At 64.8% G+C, this 18,096-nt stretch carries 18 protein-coding genes (1 of these 18 running past the window's edge); 7 read left to right on the forward strand and 11 right to left on the reverse strand.

Annotated features, from left to right (window positions below; genetic code table 11):
• Positions 1-142: 142 nt before the first annotated feature.
• The 4 genes from C2U30_RS18695 to C2U30_RS18710 all read right to left on the reverse strand — a co-directional run bounded on the left by C2U30_RS18695 (position 143) and on the right by C2U30_RS18710 (position 2,833).
• Entirely contained in the window at positions 143-796 is a 654-nt protein-coding gene (locus tag C2U30_RS18695; protein WP_103244275.1) for a DUF799 domain-containing protein, read from the reverse strand.
• Complete coding sequence (locus tag C2U30_RS18700; RefSeq protein WP_103244276.1) at positions 793-1,152, reverse strand: DUF4810 domain-containing protein; 360 nt, start codon at positions 1,150-1,152, stop codon at positions 793-795. Before C2U30_RS18700 ends, C2U30_RS18695 begins: the two co-directional genes overlap by 4 nt.
• An 11-nt stretch (positions 1,153-1,163) precedes the next feature.
• Positions 1,164-1,835 (reverse strand): CsgG/HfaB family protein, encoded by a 672-nt coding sequence (locus tag C2U30_RS18705; RefSeq protein ID WP_029313711.1) that lies wholly within the window; start codon positions 1,833-1,835, stop codon positions 1,164-1,166.
• An 89-nt stretch (positions 1,836-1,924) separates the two neighbouring features.
• Positions 1,925-2,833 (reverse strand): LysR family transcriptional regulator, encoded by a 909-nt coding sequence (locus C2U30_RS18710; RefSeq protein WP_103244277.1) that lies wholly within the window; start codon positions 2,831-2,833, stop codon positions 1,925-1,927.
• Positions 2,834-3,079: 246 nt separating this feature from the next.
• Between C2U30_RS18710 and C2U30_RS18715 the strand changes: the two genes are divergently transcribed.
• Entirely contained in the window at positions 3,080-4,306 is a 1,227-nt protein-coding gene (locus C2U30_RS18715; protein ID WP_103244278.1) for an MFS transporter, read from the forward strand.
• A gap of 7 nt (positions 4,307-4,313) precedes the next feature.
• On the opposite strand, the gene C2U30_RS18720 is transcribed toward C2U30_RS18715, so the two are convergent.
• Complete coding sequence (locus tag C2U30_RS18720; RefSeq protein WP_103244279.1) at positions 4,314-4,823, reverse strand: hypothetical protein; 510 nt, start codon at positions 4,821-4,823, stop codon at positions 4,314-4,316.
• Between the two features lie 147 nt (positions 4,824-4,970).
• Here C2U30_RS18720 and C2U30_RS18725 point away from each other — a divergent pair, with 147 nt between their 5' ends.
• Together C2U30_RS18725 and C2U30_RS18730 are read left to right on the forward strand one after the other, a co-directional pair.
• Positions 4,971-5,879 carry an SAM hydrolase/SAM-dependent halogenase family protein gene (locus C2U30_RS18725; protein WP_103244280.1) on the forward strand — a complete coding sequence of 303 codons (909 nt, stop codon included), beginning with the start codon at positions 4,971-4,973 and terminating at the stop codon, positions 5,877-5,879.
• A gap of 385 nt (positions 5,880-6,264) precedes the next feature.
• Positions 6,265-8,160, forward strand: coding sequence for a PhoX family protein (locus tag C2U30_RS18730; RefSeq protein ID WP_103244281.1), 1,896 nt, complete (start codon positions 6,265-6,267; stop codon positions 8,158-8,160).
• Positions 8,161-8,223: 63 nt separating this feature from the next.
• Here the strand turns inward: C2U30_RS18730 and C2U30_RS18735 are convergent, their stop codons facing one another.
• The 3 genes from C2U30_RS18735 to C2U30_RS18745 all read right to left on the reverse strand — a co-directional run bounded on the left by C2U30_RS18735 (position 8,224) and on the right by C2U30_RS18745 (position 12,809).
• On the reverse strand, positions 8,224-9,426 hold the full coding sequence (locus C2U30_RS18735; RefSeq protein ID WP_076611394.1) for an ISL3-like element ISAeme19 family transposase: 1,203 nt from the start codon (positions 9,424-9,426) through the stop codon (positions 8,224-8,226).
• Positions 9,427-9,696: 270 nt separating this feature from the next.
• Positions 9,697-11,646 carry a MacB family efflux pump subunit gene (locus tag C2U30_RS18740; RefSeq protein ID WP_103244282.1) on the reverse strand — a complete coding sequence of 650 codons (1,950 nt, stop codon included), beginning with the start codon at positions 11,644-11,646 and terminating at the stop codon, positions 9,697-9,699.
• Between the two features lie 2 nt (positions 11,647-11,648).
• Complete coding sequence (locus C2U30_RS18745) at positions 11,649-12,809, reverse strand: efflux RND transporter periplasmic adaptor subunit (RefSeq protein WP_103244283.1); 1,161 nt, start codon at positions 12,807-12,809, stop codon at positions 11,649-11,651.
• Between the two features lie 148 nt (positions 12,810-12,957).
• Here C2U30_RS18745 and C2U30_RS18750 point away from each other — a divergent pair, with 148 nt between their 5' ends.
• Entirely contained in the window at positions 12,958-13,638 is a 681-nt protein-coding gene (locus tag C2U30_RS18750; RefSeq protein WP_010672948.1) for a response regulator transcription factor, read from the forward strand.
• Positions 13,639-13,652: 14 nt separating this feature from the next.
• The gene (locus C2U30_RS18755) at positions 13,653-14,972 is read left to right on the forward strand and encodes a HAMP domain-containing sensor histidine kinase (RefSeq protein WP_233720969.1); all 1,320 of its coding nucleotides are present in this window, start codon (positions 13,653-13,655) and stop codon (positions 14,970-14,972) included.
• 89 nt (positions 14,973-15,061) lie between these two features.
• On the opposite strand, the gene C2U30_RS18760 is transcribed toward C2U30_RS18755, so the two are convergent.
• The 3 genes from C2U30_RS18760 to C2U30_RS18770 form a co-directional block, all read right to left on the reverse strand.
• Positions 15,062-15,472 (reverse strand): DUF6515 family protein, encoded by a 411-nt coding sequence (locus tag C2U30_RS18760; RefSeq protein ID WP_010672950.1) that lies wholly within the window; start codon positions 15,470-15,472, stop codon positions 15,062-15,064.
• 1 nt (position 15,473) lies between these two features.
• On the reverse strand, positions 15,474-15,767 hold the full coding sequence (locus tag C2U30_RS18765) for a hypothetical protein (RefSeq protein ID WP_042877801.1): 294 nt from the start codon (positions 15,765-15,767) through the stop codon (positions 15,474-15,476).
• 146 nt (positions 15,768-15,913) lie between these two features.
• Positions 15,914-16,474 (reverse strand): gamma carbonic anhydrase family protein, encoded by a 561-nt coding sequence (locus C2U30_RS18770; RefSeq protein WP_010672952.1) that lies wholly within the window; start codon positions 16,472-16,474, stop codon positions 15,914-15,916.
• 221 nt (positions 16,475-16,695) lie between these two features.
• Between C2U30_RS18770 and C2U30_RS18775 the strand changes: the two genes are divergently transcribed.
• Both C2U30_RS18775 and C2U30_RS18780 read left to right on the forward strand, forming a co-directional pair.
• The gene (locus tag C2U30_RS18775; RefSeq protein WP_103244285.1) at positions 16,696-17,337 is read left to right on the forward strand and encodes a ribonuclease T2 family protein; all 642 of its coding nucleotides are present in this window, start codon (positions 16,696-16,698) and stop codon (positions 17,335-17,337) included.
• Positions 17,338-17,540: 203 nt separating this feature from the next.
• Positions 17,541-18,096: the 5' portion of an NAD(P)H-dependent flavin oxidoreductase gene (locus C2U30_RS18780; RefSeq protein WP_103244286.1), read on the forward strand. 491 nt of this gene lie beyond the right edge of the window; the window shows 556 of its 1,047 coding nt (coding positions 1-556); its start codon is at positions 17,541-17,543; the stop codon falls past the right edge of the window.

Here is an 18,096-nt window from a genome sequence, read left to right on the forward strand (position 1 = left end):
TCGTCACCCGGCATACGCAAGAATGAGCCAACAATATCAAAAAGATAGACGATGAGGCGTCATGCGATGTCAGGCAGGGAAAAGGGGTGGCGACTGAAACAAGAGGGCATGGCGCCCTCTTGTGTGGACTGTGACGGGCGCCTTAGCGAGCCTGGTATTTCGGCGAGCGGGGGCCATGGAGGATGCCGTTGGGCATGTCGGCACTGAGCAGCCTGACGCTGGTGATACCGGCGATTTCATGGCCTTTGTCGGTAAGGGTGTTGGCAATCTGATTGACCACCGCCACCACCAGCATGCCGATGAGGCCGCCCCCCGAATTGCCCTGCTGCTCGGCACTGCTGGCGCTGGCACTGCCTTCCCACAGCAGCTTGCCGGTGCGCAGATCCACCAGGCGGGCACTGGCGGTGACCACTGTCTCGCTGGAGATGACCAGATAGCTGGTGCCGTACTCCTTGATGTCGAGGTAGAGGGCGGTATCGGCTCCGTAGATCTCGTGGAGCTTCTTGATGGGCAGCGCCTGGATGTCGGCGGGCTCGGTCACGCCGTTCTGCCGGAACGTCTCGTTGGTGACCGCTACCGGCAGCACGTAATAGCCGGACTCGGCGAGCGGATAGGTGATCTGGGATTGCAGGCTGGGGCCCGCCTTGATGTCCGGCGAGTGATTCACCGGCGGCAGCACCAGAATGGAGGTCGGTCTGCTCTCCTTGAAGTTGCTGTAGTCGTAGCCGGGGCCCTGTGCACAGCCGCCCAGGAGGAGGGTGCCCAGCGTGAGGGCAAGGAGGGTGCGCAGGGTCATTGGGTCTCTCCCTTCTTGTTGGACATCAGGAAGTTCATGAAGGGGGCCGATTCGGGGAAGAGGCGCTTCTCGGTTTCGAACTGCTCACGAGTCTGGGCATCCTTGCCGAGCTGGGCGTACAGCATGCCGAGGTGAGCGTGAAAGCCCGGTGGCACAGCCTGCCCCTTGGCGCTCGCTTCCTGCTGGTTTTTCTCCAGCGTATCGATCTGCGCTTCGACCCCGGTGTCGTCACCCTGCATGTGCTGGTAAACCCCCCCCTGATATTGATCCCAGTTGTAGAGCGTCTGCGGCCCCTGGGCGCAGGCGCTCAGCAGCAGGCCGCTGACCAGCAACAGGGAAGGACGGAACAGCGTCATCTCGTCTCTCCTCATTGGGCCGGGCGCCAGGCACCGGTCTCGATGCCGTTCACCAGATTGTTGACGGCCTCGCGGATGGCGAGATCCAGCACCTTGCCGTTCAGGGTGGAGTCGTAGCTGGCGGTGCCGCCGAAGCCGACGATCTCGCGGTTGGAGAGTTCGTACTCCCCGGCACCCTGGGAAGAGAAGACCACTTCCGAGGTGGTGACGTTGACGATGTTCAGGTTGACCTTGGCATAGGCGATCTGTGACTTGCCGCGACCCAGGATGCCAAACAGCTGATGATCACCGACTTCCTTGCGACCAAACTCGGTGACGTCGCCGGTGACCACGTAGTCGGCGCCCTTGAGTTGCTGAGCCTGTTGCTTGATCCCGGCTTCGGCCTGGATCTCCGCCATGTTGTCGCGATCCAGCACGCTGAAGCGGCCGGTCTGCTGCAGGTGGGTGATCAGCACGGTTTTCGCCTGGTTGCCCAGACGGTCCACGCCGTCGGAGAAGATGCCACGCATGTAGCTGGAACGGTTGTCGAACTTGCCGACGGCGATGGGGCTGCGTGCGCCCTGATAGTGGCTCTGATAGGAGGCAACCTTGGGCACCTCCAGGGTGCGCGACGACTCGCTCGCACAAGCTGTCAGCAAGCCCGCCATCAGGATGACACTGGATGAAACAACAAACTTCTTCATGTAAGGTCCCGTTATCAAAGGAAAAAACAGCGGCGGACTCTAACATGGTTCGTTGCGAAGAAAGTGCCCCGTATGGGGGGCATACCCGCTCAATCCCTGTGCGTTTGACAGGGGGGGGCGGAGGGCTGGGTCTGTTGCAGGGGCTGGAACACCTCCTCCAGGGCTGCCACCAGGGCGCGCATTCGGCCCGTCTTCTGCACATCCGGGTGCAGCACCATCCAGATGTCGATGGGATCGTGCTGGTCAGGCAGCAGGCGCACCAGGGCGGGATCCTCCTCGGCGAGGAAGGTGGAGAGCAGGGCGATGCCGAGCCCCTGCCGGGCGGCGGCCATCAGCACCAGCTGGGCATTGCTCTGCAGGACCACGTTGGGTTCGTGGAGCGGTTCGCCGCACAGACTCAGCCAGTGGCGGGCCACCAGCTCTCTGGGAAAGAGCAGCAGGTCGTGCTCTTGCAGTGCCTGACCCGAGCGGGGCGTGCCTCGCCTGGCCAGGTAGTCGGGAGAGGCGTAGAGCCCCATCTTGATGGTGGCGAGCCGTTTGACCACGAGATCTCCCTGCTCGGGGCGCACGCTGCGAATGGCGAGATCCGCCTCCTGATTGGGGATGTCGCTCACGCTGACGGCGGTCAGCAACTTGAGGCGGATACCGGGGTGGCGCTGGCGCAGCAGGGTGAACGCGGGCAGCACGAAGCCCTGGGCCAGGGTATCCGTGGTGGCGATGCAAAGCTCCCCTTCCAGCTCCCCCAGGCTCGCGGTGCGCATCATGGCCAGGGCCGCCTGCGCCATGGCCTCGGCCTGGGGCAGCAGCGCTTCCCCCAGGGGGCTGGGGCGATAGTGTCTGGGGGTGCGGATAAACAGCTTGGCCCCCAGCTGCTGCTCGAGCAGGGTGATCCGTCGCCCGACGGTGGCCTGATCCACCCCGAGCTCGAGTCCGGCCTGCCGCAGGCTGCCCCGCCGTGCCAGGGCCAGGAAGAAGCGGGCATCGTCCCAGTTGATCATGCTTGCTCCTCACTCAAGCAGAACGCCCGATTGGCGCCGCAATATTAGATGCCAGCGGGGATGGCAGCACAAGGGGATAGACCGGGTCCGGTGCGTGCCTGCGGCTCCCCGGCCAAGGGCGCGTGCCACCCCGACGTGATGCAGGATTGAGTCGGCGTGATGCAGAACTGCCGCAGTCCGGGGTGGGCGGGATCGCTATGATGTCGCTCCCGATTGCGGTTTCATTCGTCTGCCACTGGAGTGTCCATGTCTGTCTCAAGCGTTCCGGCTTGCGAGCCAGGTCAGGTTGTCCATCCTCGTCTGCGCTGGTTTCTCTCCCTCGCCCTGATGTCGGCCCTGCTCAACAGCAGCGTGCCTACCCCGCTCTATCCCCATTACCAGGCGGCGCTGGCTCTGAGCGATCTCGGCCTCAGTCTCATCTATGGCGGCTATGCGGGGGGCGTGCTCATCGCCTTGTTCGGGGTGGGCAACCTGGCGGGACGCGTGGCGGATCTGCGCACCCTGATCCTGCCTGCCCTGGTGGCGGTCGGGGGCGGGGCCCTGCTCTTCTCCCTGGCCGACAGCTTCTGGGCCCTTTTGCTGGCGCGGCTGCTGGCCGGGATTGGCACGGGCAGCCTGACCGGCGCCGCCAATGTGGCGCTGCTGCGTTTTGGCCCCAGGGATGGGGGCAAGCGGGCGGCGCTTAGCGCCACATTATCGTTCACCGCCGGGCTGGCCCTTGGCCCCGTGTTCAGCGGGCTGGCGCTGCAGCAGGATCTCTACCCGACCACGCTGCCGTTTTTGCTGATCCTGGGGATGGCGGCCTGCGCCATCGGGGGGCTGGTGTTGAGCTGGCCCAAAGGGGTGAGGGCGACGGAGGCCGCCCCGAGCGGGCAGGGGGGCGGATCCCTGGGGGAGGGGCTCAGGGCCACGGGGGCCGGGTTCTTCCTTTGCGCCCTGGCGCTCTTCACCGCCTGGGCGGTGGCGGCCAGCTTGCTGGCCATGGGTCCCAAGGTGGTGAGCGAGATGCTGGGCATGACGGATCTGGGGCTGTTCGGCTATCTTGTCGCGGCCTATCTGGTCTTCTCCGGGCTTTGCCAGCTCTGGGCCCGTCGCCTCGATGCTCGCCATACCCTGCAAAGCGGCGTGCTGGTCCTGGCGCTGTGCGTGCTGCTCTTTGCCGGGGCCGTTCACGGCCTGCCCAGCTGGCTGGCGGGGCTCGGGCTGCTGGTGGCGGGCTATGCCCAGGGGGCCGTGTTCGTGGGCAGTGCGACCCTGATCAATCGCATCGCGCCCCCGGCCAGCCACGCGCGGCTGCTCTCCCTCTTCTATGTGATCGCCTATGTGGCGAACTGGGTACCCGTGTTGCTGGGCTGGGTGAGCGACGGGGCCGGTCTTGGCGTCGCGCTGGATCTGCTCTTCGTCGGCAGCACGCTGACAAGCCTCTGGTTGACGTGGGCGGTGTCTCGGCGGCGCTTCGAACCCGCTGTGTGACAGGGCATCACCCATCGACCAGGACGACGCTCCCGGCATCCAGGTGGTGCATCCACTCCCGCAGGATCAGCAGGGCGGCGGCGATGCGCCTCTCCCTCGGCAACTGGGCCGATGCCAGGGGATCCCCCTCCACCATGGCGGCAAGCTGGCCGAACAACCGTTCTATGTTCTCCCGGCTCTGCACCCGGTTGCCGAGCACCTCGGCCAGGGGCACCGGGCTTTGCAGGTGCAGCACGGGGTGAGGCGGAACATGGGCCGCGAGGGGCATCAGCACATCTTCCACCACCATGATGGCCTGCTCAAGCTCGAGGGGGGTCAGCAGATCCTCCGTTACCGGGATGGCCTGCTCCAGCTCCAGGGCGCTCGGCGGGTCCCGGCGAAACGGACCCGGGGTCAGGGCATCCAGCCCCAGGGCCAGCGAAAATGTCTGGCTGACGCCGTCCGCCCCGGTGATCTGCATTCGGCTCCGGGTTTCCCCCAGGCTCAGCAAAATGGTGTCGCGTTTCTCTACTGTCATGTGGTGCTCTCCTGTCGTCGAATGCCCATGGATACACCCGAGCGGTCCGGATTGGCGAGTCTTTTCCCCCCATTCGGGCATCAGGGGTTGCAAAGATCCCCTTGAGTGGCAATCTGGACGTCCAAACGGCTTGAAAGGAGCCCTGACATGGATATTCGTATCGTCCCCCGCGCCCTCGTGCTTGCCCTCTCTCTGGTGGGGGCTAGTGCCTTCGCAAGCGAGGCCCTGGTGTTCCAGACCGACTTCGGTCTCAAGGATGGCGCCGTCTCCGCCATGAAGGGGGTCGCCTTCGGGGTGGACCGCACCCTGCCGCTCCATGATCTGACCCACGAGATCCCGGCCTACAACATCTGGGAGGCCTCCTACCGCCTCTATCAGACCCTGCAATACTGGCCCGAGGGCACCGTCTTCGTCAGCGTGGTAGACCCCGGTGTCGGCACCGAACGCAAGTCGGTGGTGCTCAAGACCAGGAGCGGCCACTTCATCGTCAGCCCGGACAACGGCACCCTGACCCTGGCGGCGGAGCACTTCGGTATCGAGGCGGTGCGCCAGATAGACGAGAAGACCAACCGCCTCAAGGGCTCCGAGAAGTCCTACACCTTCCACGGCCGCGACGTCTACGCCTACACCGGCGCGCGCCTGGCCTCCGGTGCCATCAGCTTCGAGCAGGTGGGGCCTCTGCTACCCGCCGAGGTGGTGACCATCCCCTATCAGCCCGCGGTGGCCGAGCAAGACGGTACCCTCAAGGGCACCATTCCGATCCTGGACGTGCAGTACGGCAACGTCTGGACCAATATCGACGACAGCCTGCTGACCAAGGCGGGTATCCACAAGGGGGACAACGCCTGCATCAGGATCAGCGAAGGGGATGCGCTGAAATACGAGGGCAAGGCCCCCTACGTCAGCAGCTTTGGCGATGTGCCGGAGGGCCAGCCCCTGGTCTACCTCAACAGCCTGTTGCAGGTGTCGGTGGCCCTGAACATGGACAGCTTCGCCGCCAAACACCAGGTGCAATCCGGCGCCAACTGGCATATCAGCCTGAAGAAGTGCAACTAGACGTAGCCAGCGGGTGCTATCCGGTACAAACGGGCATAGCAGCCTGAAGAAGTGCAACTAGACGCTGCCAGCGGGTGCTATCCGGTACAAACGGGCATAGCAGTCTGAAGAAGTGCAACTAGACGCTGCCATCGGGTGCTATCCGGTACAAACGGGCATAGCAGTCTGAAGACGTGCGGCTAGATAGAGGGGAGAGCTTCTGTCGGCGATGTGTCTCTTGGGGCGGTGGGACTGGTGTCCACCGCCCCTTGTCGTTGGCGGTGGCGTCTTGCCGGGCCAGCCGGTTATCTCATCATTTGTCATCCTCGCTTAATAAAGCGCTGCCATGCTGTGGCCGGACGCCGTGATGACGCAATGATTGCGCCGAGATAACAAGGAAAAGCCGATGAGCCGTTTTGACGAGAAAGACAGTGCCAACCACCCCCGCGAGCAGGAGCCGGCATTCAACCGCCTCATCGAGGCGGGCCTGAGCCGCCGTGGCTTCCTCAAAGGGGTGGGCGCCGCCAGCATGGTGGCCTTCTTTGCCGCGAGCCCCGTGGCCCAGGCCGTGGCCGCCGCAACCCGGCCGCTGCTTGGCTTCCAGGCCGTGCCCGCCTCGGTGGCCGACACCATAGTGGTGCCGCCCGGCTACAAGGCCGAGGTGCTGATCGCCTGGGGAGATGCCCTCTTCCCCGATGCCCCCGCCTTTGCCCAAGGCAATGATGCCAAGGCCCAGGCCCGCCAGTTTGGCGACAACAACGACGGCATGAGCTTCTTCTCCCTGGGCCCGGATCGCGCCCTGCTCGCCGTCAACAACGAATACACCAACTACGAATACCTGTTTGAAGATGGTGGCAAGACCCTCAGTGCAGAGGCTGTCGCCAAGGCCCAGGCGGCCCACGGGGTCTCCCTGGTGGAGCTGGTGCGCATCGATGGCAAGTGGCAGGCCAACCCCAAGGGGGCCCTCAACCGCCGCATCACCGCCACGACCCCCATGACATTGAGCGGCCCGGCGGCGGGCCATGCCCTGCTCAAGACCCAGGCCGATCCCGAGGGGCGCACCGCCCTTGGCACCTTCAACAACTGCGCCAATGGCCAGACCCCCTGGGGGACCTACCTCACCTGCGAGGAGAACGTCAACGGCTACTTCGGCAGCGAGGGAAAGCCGGTGCTGGACCAGCGCGCCGCCCGCTACGGCCTGGCCGCCGAGGATGCAGGCTTTGGCTGGCACAAATTTGACGAGCGGTTCGATCTCGCGAAGCATCCCCAGGAGCCGCACCGCTTCGGCTGGGTGGTGGAAATCGATCCCCGCGATCCCGCCTCCACCCCGAAGAAGCGTACCGCCCTTGGCCGCTTCAAGCATGAGAATGCGGCCTTCACCGTCAACCAGGATGGCCGCGCCGTGGTCTACCTCGGCGACGACGAGCGGGGGGAGCACATCTACCGCTTCGTCTCGAAGAACAAGGTGGCGCCGGGCAACGATCCTGCGAACCGGGATCTGCTGGACGAGGGCACCCTCTATGTGGCTCGCTTCGAGGCCAGGGAGGGGGAGCTCAAGGGCACCGGCCAGTGGCTGCCCCTGGTGCACGGCCAGCACGGCCTGACCCGGGAGAACGGCTTCGCCGATCAGGGGGAGGTGCTCATCTTCGCCCGGGAGGCGGCGACCCGGCTGGGCGCCACCACCATGGACAGGCCCGAGTGGGTGGCCGTGCATCCCCACAGAGCCGAGGTCTACTGCACCCTGACCAACAACAAGAACCGCGGCCTCAAGGAGAACCAACCTCTCGATGGCGCCAACCCCAGGGCCGAGAACCCCTATGGCCAGATCATCCGCTGGCGCCCGATGGGGGACGATCACGGGAGCGACAGCTTCGAGTGGGATCTCTTCCTGCTGGCGGGCAACCCTGGCGTGCACAAGGAGGGGCTGATGGCGGGCAGTGCCAACATCCATCCGGACAACATGTTCAACAGCCCGGACGGCATCGGCTTCGACGAGGCGGGGCGGCTCTGGATCCAGACCGACGGCGATTACTCCAACGAGAAGCAGTTTGCCGGCATGGGCAACAACCAGATGCTGTGCGCCGATCCCGCGAGCGGCGAGGTGCGCCGCTTCCTGACCGGCCCTGTGGCCTGCGAAATAACGGGCCTCACCTTCACGCCTGACTGGCGCACCCTGTTCGTCGGGGTGCAGCACCCGGGTGAGGAGGGGGCGCCCTCCCATTTCCCGGACGGCGGCACCGCCATTCCCCGCTCCGCTGTGTTGCGGATCACCCGGGACGATGGCGGCATCATCGGCGCCTGATGGCCCGGGGTAACCGACTGGCCCGTGATGACAAAAGCCGCCTTCGGGCGGCTTATTTTGGGTTCATCGCGGCTTTCCGGGGAAGGCCGCCTTGATTTTCAGAAAAAAGTATTCTGAGTCCCTAAATCCATATGCCATACGCTTTATCACTTTGATCTTGTTGTTCACCCCTTCCAGCACACTCGTGTGCATCGGGTAGTTTGCACTCGCCAGGATCCCCCGCATATATTTCGATAAATTTCGACCAAATCGTTGCAGCGGCGCTAGCCCGCTTTCCTTCACCTGCCGCATCCAGCTCCGCCATCGTCGCCATCCTTCCCACACGCTCGGCGCATACCAGATGCCCTTCAACCCCTCTTTCAGCACGTACACCATCGCCAGCGGTTGATTCGCCGCCAACAGCTCCTGCAACTTCACATCCTGTTTTTCACTCAACTTCGCCCGATTACGTAGCAGCAACCAACGCGCACTTTTGACCACTTTTCGCGCCGGTTTATCGCTTTTCAGTGCATTCGCCTGCTCCACTCGCACCCGGTCCACCACCTCTCGGCCATAGCGAGCCACCACGTGGAACAGGTCGTAGACCACCTCCGCCTGCGGGCAGTGTTGCTTCACCTCCAGGTCGAACGCCGTGTTCATGTCCATCGCCACCGCTTCAATCTGCTGGCATCGCTCGCCGAGCTGCTCGAAGAAGGGACGGATAGCGGCCCGGCTGTTGCCGTGCCCCACCCACAGGACGCGGGTTCGCTCGGCATCCATGATCACGGTGGCATAGCGGTGTCCCTTGTGCAGGGCAAACTCATCCATCACCAGCCGCCGCACCTCCCCAAGTTCGATGGTGCCCACACTGGTCTGCAAACGGCGCTTGTCGATCTCCTTGATGGTGTGCCAACCGACCCCGGTGAGCTGGCTGACATGGCGGATGGGGAGGTACTGAACGAGCGCTTCAATCCAGCACTGCATGCGCCGGGTGAGGCGGGAGCCAGAGGGGAGCCAGTCGATATGTTCACTGACGCGACCACAGCGCAGACAGTCGACGCGGCGAACAGGCAGTTGTAACCAGACTTGTCGGTCAAATAGGTCTCGCTCACGCACCCGGCGGATACGTTGGTCGTGGATCAATGGCGTGGGTTGCAGGCATCGGCGACAACGGGGCAACAGGTCGGCGCGAGGCTCAAGGGTAAACAGGGTGTGATGGTTGGCAGAAAGCGCTTGGGCGATGACGGTATAACCTGGCCAGAAGGAGGCAATATCAATATGATGCACGGCGACAGCAGGGTGATGGTGGTGGTGTGTTTGGAGACAGCCAGTTTACCAGCACCCTGTCTGTCAACTTCCACTTCCCCAAGATCCCGCGAAGAACCTTATTTTGTGGGTATGGCGGGCGGGAAACAAAAAAAGACCGGGTACGGGACCCGGTCAAAGAACCCGCGCATTCAGGGAAGAAGTGCGGGCGTTCAGGCTTGGTGGCGGGGCCGGGCATCGGCCCCTGATCCGGTGTCGGGGTGAGTGGCGTCACCCCGGCGTCAATGCGGGCTATTCGCGCTCCAGTGCGTGGATGGGATCCAGCCTGGCGGCCCGGCGGGCCGGGGCGAAGCCGAATATTACCCCGATCAGGCTGGCGCAAAGGCAGGCCACCCCCATGGCGGCAAGGGAGTAGCTCATCCGGACGCCGCTGCTGAAGTGGTCGAACAGTTGGCCCAGCAGCAGGGAGAGGGCGATGCCGAGCACGCCCCCCAGCAGGCAGATCAGCACGGCTTCAATGAGGAACTGCTGCTGGATATCCCGGGTCCGGGCGCCGACCGCCATCCGCACCCCTATCTCCCGGGTGCGCTCGGTGACCGAGACCAGCATGATGTTCATCACCCCTATGCCCCCGACGATCAGGGAAATGAGGGCGATGAGGGCGATCAGCGTGGTCAGGGTGGCGCTGGTCTGGCTGATGGTCTGGCGGATGCTGTCGGTGTTGAGCAGGAAGAAGTCCTGGCTGCCGTGGCGCAGGGTGAGCAGGCGGCTGATGCCGTCCTGGGCGGCGTCCAGGCTCACCTCGTCCCGTACCCGCACGCTGATGCTGCGCAGATGGCTCTGCCCCAGCAGGCGGCTCATGGCGGTGGTATGAGGGATCCAGACGTTGAGGGTCTCGTCGCTGCCAAAGCCGCTCTGGTTCTTGATGGCGACCCCGATCACCCGGCAGGGCAGATCCCCCAGCAGGATCACCTGGCCCAGGGGGGACTGGGTCGGGGCGAACAGCTTGTCCCGGGTGTGCTCGTCGATCACCACCTCCTGGGCCAGGCTCTCCTCGCTCTGGCGATCAAAGCCCATGCCCTGGGCCAGGCGATAGCCCCTGACCTGGAAGAACTGGGCGCCGACGCCGTTGATGGTGCCGGAGACGGCGGTGCTGCCAAGGCGCAGGGTGGCGCTGGTGCTGAGGCTGGGGGTGACGCTGTGCACGTAGTCCAGCCGGGCGATGGCCTCGGCGTCCCCGATCCGCAACGTCTGTATGGTAGCGGAGCGCATGTCCCCGAAGCCGCGGCCGGGGAACACTTCCAGGGTGCTGGTGCCCATGGCGTTGATGTTCCCCAGCACCCGCTCCCGGGAGCCCTGCCCGAGGGCCACCACGGTCACCACCGAGGCGATACCTATGATGATGCCGAGCATGGTGAGAAAGGTGCGCAGACGCTGGGCAACCATGGCCTTGAGGGCCATCTGCAGGGCATTCCCGAGCCCCGCCATCCGCGGGGTCTTCCCCCTGGCGGACGTCTTGGTGGCGGCCTGGGTCGCCTGGGGAAGGGCCTGTGGCTCGCGCGTGCGGCGATCGGCGATCACCCGGCCATCTTTCAGTTCGATGATCCGCTCGGCGTGGCGGGCGATGTCCATGTCGTGGGTGACGATCACCAGGGTGTGGCCCTGGCGATGCAGAGCTTGAAGGCTCGCCATCACCTCGGCGCCGCTCTGGCTGTCGAGGGCCCCGGTCGGCTCGTCGGCCAGGATCACCTCGCCGCCGTTGATGAGGGCCCGGGCGATGCTGACCCGCTGCTGCTGGCCGCCGGAGAGCTGGCTTGGCTTGTGTTCGAGCCGGCTGGCGAGGCCGAAGCGGGTCAGCAGGGCCTCGGCCCGCTGGCGTCGCTCGGCCGGATCCAGACCGGCGTAGAGGGCGGGCACTTCCACATTGGTGCGGGCATCGAGATCCGCCAGCAGGTGATAACGCTGGAAAATGAAGCCGAAGTGCTCCCGGCGCAGGGCGGCGAGCTCGTCCCGGCTGAGGGTGGCAGTGTCGCGCCCGGCCACCAGATAGGCCCCCTCGCTTGGCTGATCCAGGCAGCCCAGCAGGTTCATCAGGGTGGATTTGCCGGAGCCCGAAGCGCCGACGATGGCCACCATCTCTCCACGGGCGATCGCCAGATCGATGCCATCGAGCACGGTGACGGTGCGCTCACCCTCTTTGAAGTGGCGGCGGATGCCCCGCAGTTGCAACAAGGCGCCCATGGTCACATCCCCATGGGGGGCGGCATGCCCCCGGCGGCGTTGCTCTGGCCTGCACTCACTTCGCTGACGATGACCCGCTCACCGGCGCTCAGGCCCGACAGGATCTGGGCATCCACCTTGTTGTTCAGGCCGACCCTGACCTGGCGCAGGCTGATCCGGCCTCCGTCGTCGATCACCCTGACCTGATCCCCCTGCAGGGCGATGGCCGGGATCACCAGCGCATCTTTGAGCCGGGCGACCACCAGATAGACCTGGGCCGTCATGCTGATCCTGAGCTGACCATCCTGGTTGGGCACCTCGAACAGGCCGTGATAATAGATGGCGCTGCTGTCGCTGCTGCTGGTGGTGGTGTCGTCGTCATTGATGGTGTCGGGGGCGGGCTCGATGGCCCGCAGGGATCCCTCGAAGCGGCGCTGGCTGTTGCCAAGAATGGTGAAATAGACCGGCATGCCGACCCGGACGTTGATGACGTCGGCCTCGGAGATCCTGGCCTCCACCGTCATGGTGTCGAGCTGGGCAATCTTGAGCAGGGTAGGGGTGCTCTGGCTGGCGTTGAGGGTCTGCCCCTCCTCCACCGGCATGGCCACCACGGTACCGGAGAGGGGGGCCAGGATCCGGGTATACCCCAGGTTGACCCGGGCGGTGTCCACCGCGATCTCGGCCTGCACCCGCTGGGCGTTGAGGGCCCGGATATCGGCCAGGGTCTCGTCCAGGGTCGCCTTGGCGCTGTCATGGTCGGCCGTGCTGCCAAGGCCTCTTGCGACGATCTGCCGCTGGCGCTGGTATGCCAGGCGAGCATTGCGAAGGGTGGCCTCTTTGGAATCCAGCTGGGCCTGGAGGTTGTCGCGCTGGGCCAGGGCATCCTTGAGGGCGTTCTGCTGGGGCAGATCGTCGATCTCGACCAGCAGCTCCCCCTGTTTGACCTCCTGCCCCAGAGTCACGTGCAGTTTCTTGATCTGGCCCGACACCTGGGCGCCCACGCTCACCTGCTTGCGCGCCTTCAGGGTGCCGTCCGCCATGATGAGCTGCTCCAGATCCCGGGTCTCGGCACTGGCGGTGATGTAGTCGCTGGCGGGTGCCTTGGCTTGGGGGCGCCAGGCCAGCAACAGGGCGAGGGCGCACAGGGGCAGCAGCCAGAAGAGACGAGGGGAGAACGTGGGCATGACAACCTGTATCCTGAATGACGATCACGGCGGCACTCTACCCCAGAGCCGGGTTAAGGCTCTTTGCGCCAAGCGTAAGGGTTTCGTAAAAATGGCTGCCAAGTGCGTGGCAAGCGGCGAAAATGGCCGCCGACAAGGGAGACCGCATATGAAGATCCTGCTGGTGGATGACGATGCCGAACTGGGCGCCATGTTGAGTGAATACCTGGGGGGAGAAGGGTTTGATACCACCCAGGTGCTGACCGGAGGGGAAGGTGTGCACCATGCCCTCTCCGGCCGTTACAGCGCCCTGCTGCTGGATGTGATGCTGCCCGACTTGAGCGGCACCGAGGTGCTGCGCCAGGTGCGCCAGCGCAGCCGCCTGCCGATCATCATGCTGACCGCCAAGGGGGACAACGTGGATCGAGTGGTGGGACTGGAGATGGGGGCCGATGACTATGTGCCCAAACCCTGCTACCCCAGGGAGCTGGTGGCCCGGCTGCGGGCCGTTCTGCGGCGGGTCAACGAGGGGGGGAGCGCAACCCCCTCGCCGGATGCCCTCATCCTGGGGGATCTGACGGTCACCCCGGCCAACCGGGTCTGCCTCTGGCAGGGGGAGCCGCTGGAGCTGACCGCCACCGAGTTCAACATGCTGGTGTTGCTGGTGCGAGCACCGGAGCAGGTGGTCACCAAGGACACCCTCTCCCTGCAAGGGGTAGGGCGCCCGCGGGAGGCCTATGATCGCAGCGTCGATGTGCACATCTGCAACCTGAGGCAGAAACTGCAGCAGAAGGCGGGGGAGGCCGTCACCATAGAGACGGTGCGCAGCATAGGGTACAAGATACGGTGATCCTCAAGGGACGTTTGTTCTGGAAGATTCTGCTGGGGTTCTGGCTGGCCATCGTGCTGGTCAGCCAACTGCTCTGGCTCGGTTTTCGTGCCGAGCGTGCTCCCCCGGAAGAGCACCTGGCCCAGCAGTTGGCGAGCCAGCATCTGGAGATGGCGGCAGCCGTGCTGGCAAAGGGGGGAATCGAGGCTGCGACGGCATTGAGCCAGGCCATGTCGCCGCCGTTGCTGCAGATAACACTCCTCGATGTCTCCGATGCGCCTCCCCGGCCAGCGCCCCGGGCATCCAGGTTGACAGCCTCCGGGGAACCTGGCCCGGGCAGCGTGCTGACACGCACCGTGATTGCCAGCGACGGGCAGACCTATCTGCTGCAGACCAGAGCGGACCCGCGCGTCCTCCCCGGCGGGCCGGCTCCCGGCCCCCTCTCCTGGCTCAACATTCCTCCGCCCATGCTCTGGATTGGCGGCCTGGGGGGACTCTTGTTCAGCATTCTGTTCGCCTGGCACCTGACCCGGCCCATGAACGCCCTGCGGCGCAGCTTCGATCGGGTAGCCAGAGGGGATCTGGGGGTCAGACTCTGGCCCGCTCTGCGCTGGCGCCGGGACGAGCTCACGGAGGTGGCGAAGGAGTTCGATCTCATGGTGGAGCGGTTGCAGCAACTGGTCGAGGGGCGCGAGCAACTGCTTCACGACGTCTCCCACGAGCTGCGATCCCCCCTGGCCCGCATCCAGATGGCCATCGGCCTGGCGGAGCAGCGCCCGGAGAAGGCGAGCGACGCCCTGGCGCGGATCCGGCTCGAGACGGAGCGGATGGACAGGATGATAGGGGAGCTGCTGACCCTCTCCCGTGCCGAGCAGGGCCACGGGCTTGAGCAGAGCCACTACGACCTGCTGGCGCTGGTGGAGACGGTTGTCCAGGATGCCAGGTTCGAAGCCCAGCAATCCGGAGTCGAGATAGCGCTCGAGGCGGCGCTGGGGGAGGGTTGTCTCCTGCTGGGGCATGCCGAGCTGGTGCGCCGCGCCGTGGATAACGTGGTGCGCAACGCCCTGCGTTTCTCGCAGTCGGGCCAGATGGTGAATGTTCGCTTGCTGCGCCTGGGCCAGGAGGTGCAGCTCTCCATCGCCGATCGGGGGCCCGGGGTGGAGGAGGGGAAGCTGGCGGGGATCTTCGACCCCTTCGTGCGCATCGGCTCACCCCGCATGGGCAAGGGCTACGGGCTCGGGCTCGCCATCGCCCGCAAGGCGGTGATTCTACAGGGCGGTACCATCCAGGCGCGCAATCGCGCACAGGGGGGGCTGAGAGTGACCATGACGCTGCCCCTGCATGACCCGTCCTGAGGTACGCGGCTCAGACCCGAGTGGGGTAAAACCCCGGTAATGAAAGAGGGGGCCAAGGCCCCCTGCTCGTATCTGTTCCACCGTGCGATTCAGCGCAGCGCCGCGGGCGGCGGCACCTCGGTGTAGCGCCCGTCTATTTCTCGCAGGTAGTAGTGACCCTCCCTGACGTAATAGCGGCGGCCATCCAGATCCAGGGGGATGAGCCCTGTCTCTGCCACCACCAGGACCTGAGGAGGTGGGGAGACCACCACATAGTGGTTCTCCTGCCGACGGTAGAAGATGCCGTCGAGCACATAGTAGGTGAGCCCGGCCAGCAGCAGGGTTTCCACCCCTCCCGGCAGCCTGTCGACGCGGTGGCCGAAGCCGGGGCCAGCCCCATGGCCGTACTGCGGGGCAGGGCTCTCCCATCCGCCCGGTCTGCCCATGTTCCCCGGACCCGCCATGGCGGGCAGGGCGATGGCCATGGCAAGCAGCCAGAGTGAAGGGCGGTGCAGACTCATCTCACTGCCCCTTGAGCGGCGCACCGGCGGGCTGGGGTTTGAGTGGCTGGGGCGGCAGTTCGCGCACGCTGACCGTGACCTCGTAGCGGGTATCCGGCTTGGCGGCATCAATGTTTTTGGACAGCGCCTGGACCAGGGCCTGGGGATCCGCACCCTGCTTGCTGGCGTGATAGAGCACGGAGGGGGGCGGTGTCATGGGGCCTCCCTGGCGGGCGCCCATCGGGGGCGGCATCTCGCCGGCATGAAGGAGCGTGGTGCCCAGCAGCAGGGCAAGGGCGACAGGATAGCGTGACATGATGATGACTCCATTGATGGGAACGCCCCCATCAAACGCGACGCGTGCGCCCGGCTCAACCACCTTTACACCCTCTTTTCGCCCTCTTTACAGTTGTGACAACGGGCGCCGTGGCGCCCGTTGTGTGTCGTGAACCGCTCGCCGGATCAAAACTCGTTGGAGAGCGCCTTGTAACCCCTGACCAGGTCGATGTTGGTGTGAGCCACATCCTCGGAGAACTCGGTGGCGTCCACGGTGACGCGCGGGATCTGCGCCAGATCGCTCTGCTGGTTGATGCGGGTGGTGGAGGGGACATAGAAGCCGGGGGGAATATCGCAGCCATCGACCACGGAGTTGTGGCGAACCACTGACCCTTCGCCGATGTGGCAGTTGAACAGCACGCTGTTGAAGCCGATGAAGACCCGGTTACCCACTTCGCAGGGCCCGTGGACGATGCTGCGGTGGGCGATGGAGCTGAACTCGCCGATGGTGACGGCAGCGCCGGATTTGGAGTGGATGACGACGCCATCCTGAATGTTGGAGTTGGCGCCGATGACGATGGGTTCCATGTCACCGCTCTCGTCCACTTCGTCTGCGCGGATCACGGCATAGGGGCCGACAAACACGTTCTCCTTGATGATCACCTTGCCACAGATGATGGCGGTCTTGTCGATATAGGCGGATTCGTCGATAACGGGCAGGTGACCTGAGGGATTCTTGCGGATCATGTTACGTCCTGTTGCTGATGAAATCGGGGAAACGTGGCGCGTCATGAAGGCCCGCCGGAGAGCCAGCTTACGCCTCTGATCCGGCAGGGGAAACCTTTTACTGGTCTGACCCACAGTGAGTAAGGCCATTTTGAGCGATTGTTCTTTGACTCCCTGTTATGGGAGCATGAGGGCGCAAAATGGGGCGCCACCGGGTGCAAAGAGATGAGGGGGAACGAGAGATGAAGCAGGTCATGGTATGGCTGGTGGGGTCGCTGTTGTGGATCTCCGCCGCCCAGGGCAAAGGCTATGCGGGGGAGTTTGACTATTACGCCATGGCACTCTCCTGGTCGCCCGAGCACTGCGCCATCAAGCCAGGGGATCGGGAGCAGTGCGCCCGCAAGCTGGGGTTCGTGCTGCATGGGCTCTGGCCCCAGTATCAGCGCGGCTACCCCGCCAGCTGCACCCGCGAGCGGCTGGATGCGGATATGGAGCAGCAGTTTGCCGGGCTCTACCCCAGCCGCTTCCTCTATCGCCATGAATGGGAGAAGCACGGCACCTGCTCCGGCCTGAGCCAGCAGGCCTTCCATAAGCTGGCCAGCGATCTGCGCCAGAAGGTGAAGATCCCGGCCTCCTATCAATCGCCGGAAGAGCCGCTGCGCAAAAGCAGCTTCCAGCTCAAGGCTGATCTGGCGAGCGCCAGCGAGTGGCTGGCCCCCGATAACATCACGGTGGCCTGCGCTGATGGGGGCCGTTTCCTGCGGGAGATCTACATCTGCATCAACAAGCAGGGGACGGATGCCGTTCCCTGCTCCGACGAGATGCAGAAGCGGGAGCGCCGCTCCTGTGGCCAGCCGGACTTCCTGCTGCGCAGCGTGCGTTGACACTTCACGTTCGGGCCCTTCGCGGGCCCGATGTGCCATGAACCTCAAGGGGCCTGATGGATGAAAGCGAAGACAGGATGTCTGGCCGGAAACTGGACAGGCGACATCGCCAGACGACGTGTCAGCACGTCAGGTGCGCTCTGCCGACTCAACCCGCCTCTGGCGCACAATCAGACTCACCATCAGAAACAGGAAACCGTCATATGACGCCCTTTGCCGAACTGGGGATGCGCTATCCCGTCATTCAGGCCCCCATGGCGGGCGTGCAGGACTGCGCCCTGGCGATGGCGGCGACCAGTGCGGGGGCACTGGGCTCCCTGCCTGCCGCCATGCTGAGTGGTGCCGATCTGCGCCAGGAGCTGAGCCGCCTCGCCGCCAGCGGGCCGGGCCCATACAACATCAACTTCTTTTGCCATCGGCAGCACGAGCCGGAACCGACAGCGGAGCAGCGCTGGCGCCAGGTGCTGTCACCCTATTACACCGAGTTTGGGGTGGATGCCGCTGCACCGTCGCGTGCTCCCGCTCGGGCCCCCTTCAATGATGAGCATGCGGCTCTGCTTGCAGAGTTCAGGCCTGCCGTGGTCAGTTTCCACTTCGGCTTGCCCGAGCCCGAGTTGCTTGCCCAGGTAAAAGCCACAGGCGCAAAAGTGTTTGCCAGCGCCACCACGGTGGCAGAAGCGCAGTGGTTTGCTGACCACGGAGCCGATGCCGTCATCGCCCAGGGGCTGGAGGCGGGTGGCCATCGCGGCCATTTCCTGA

The sequence above is a fragment of the Aeromonas sp. ASNIH5 genome (assembly GCF_002902865.1).
GTDB lineage: Bacteria > Pseudomonadota > Gammaproteobacteria > Enterobacterales > Aeromonadaceae > Aeromonas > Aeromonas caviae.

Coding starts and splice junctions, on each gene's coding strand:
- C2U30_RS18750 (WP_010672948.1), top strand. CDS start 12,958: ATGAAGATCCTGCTGGTGGATGACGATGCCGAACTGGGCGCCATGTTG.
- C2U30_RS18705 (WP_029313711.1), bottom strand. CDS start 1,835: ATGAAGAAGTTTGTTGTTTCATCCAGTGTCATCCTGATGGCGGGCTTG.
- C2U30_RS18775 (WP_103244285.1), top strand. CDS start 16,696: ATGAAGCAGGTCATGGTATGGCTGGTGGGGTCGCTGTTGTGGATCTCC.
- C2U30_RS18715 (WP_103244278.1), top strand. CDS start 3,080: ATGTCTGTCTCAAGCGTTCCGGCTTGCGAGCCAGGTCAGGTTGTCCAT.
- C2U30_RS18720 (WP_103244279.1), bottom strand. CDS start 4,823: ATGACAGTAGAGAAACGCGACACCATTTTGCTGAGCCTGGGGGAAACC.
- C2U30_RS18710 (WP_103244277.1), bottom strand. CDS start 2,833: ATGATCAACTGGGACGATGCCCGCTTCTTCCTGGCCCTGGCACGGCGG.
- C2U30_RS18765 (WP_042877801.1), bottom strand. CDS start 15,767: ATGTCACGCTATCCTGTCGCCCTTGCCCTGCTGCTGGGCACCACGCTC.
- C2U30_RS18745 (WP_103244283.1), bottom strand. CDS start 12,809: ATGCCCACGTTCTCCCCTCGTCTCTTCTGGCTGCTGCCCCTGTGCGCC.
- C2U30_RS18730 (WP_103244281.1), top strand. CDS start 6,265: ATGAGCCGTTTTGACGAGAAAGACAGTGCCAACCACCCCCGCGAGCAG.
- C2U30_RS18760 (WP_010672950.1), bottom strand. CDS start 15,472: ATGAGTCTGCACCGCCCTTCACTCTGGCTGCTTGCCATGGCCATCGCC.
- C2U30_RS18740 (WP_103244282.1), bottom strand. CDS start 11,646: ATGGGCGCCTTGTTGCAACTGCGGGGCATCCGCCGCCACTTCAAAGAG.
- C2U30_RS18725 (WP_103244280.1), top strand. CDS start 4,971: ATGGATATTCGTATCGTCCCCCGCGCCCTCGTGCTTGCCCTCTCTCTG.
- C2U30_RS18770 (WP_010672952.1), bottom strand. CDS start 16,474: ATGATCCGCAAGAATCCCTCAGGTCACCTGCCCGTTATCGACGAATCC.
- C2U30_RS18700 (WP_103244276.1), bottom strand. CDS start 1,152: ATGACGCTGTTCCGTCCTTCCCTGTTGCTGGTCAGCGGCCTGCTGCTG.
- C2U30_RS18695 (WP_103244275.1), bottom strand. CDS start 796: ATGACCCTGCGCACCCTCCTTGCCCTCACGCTGGGCACCCTCCTCCTG.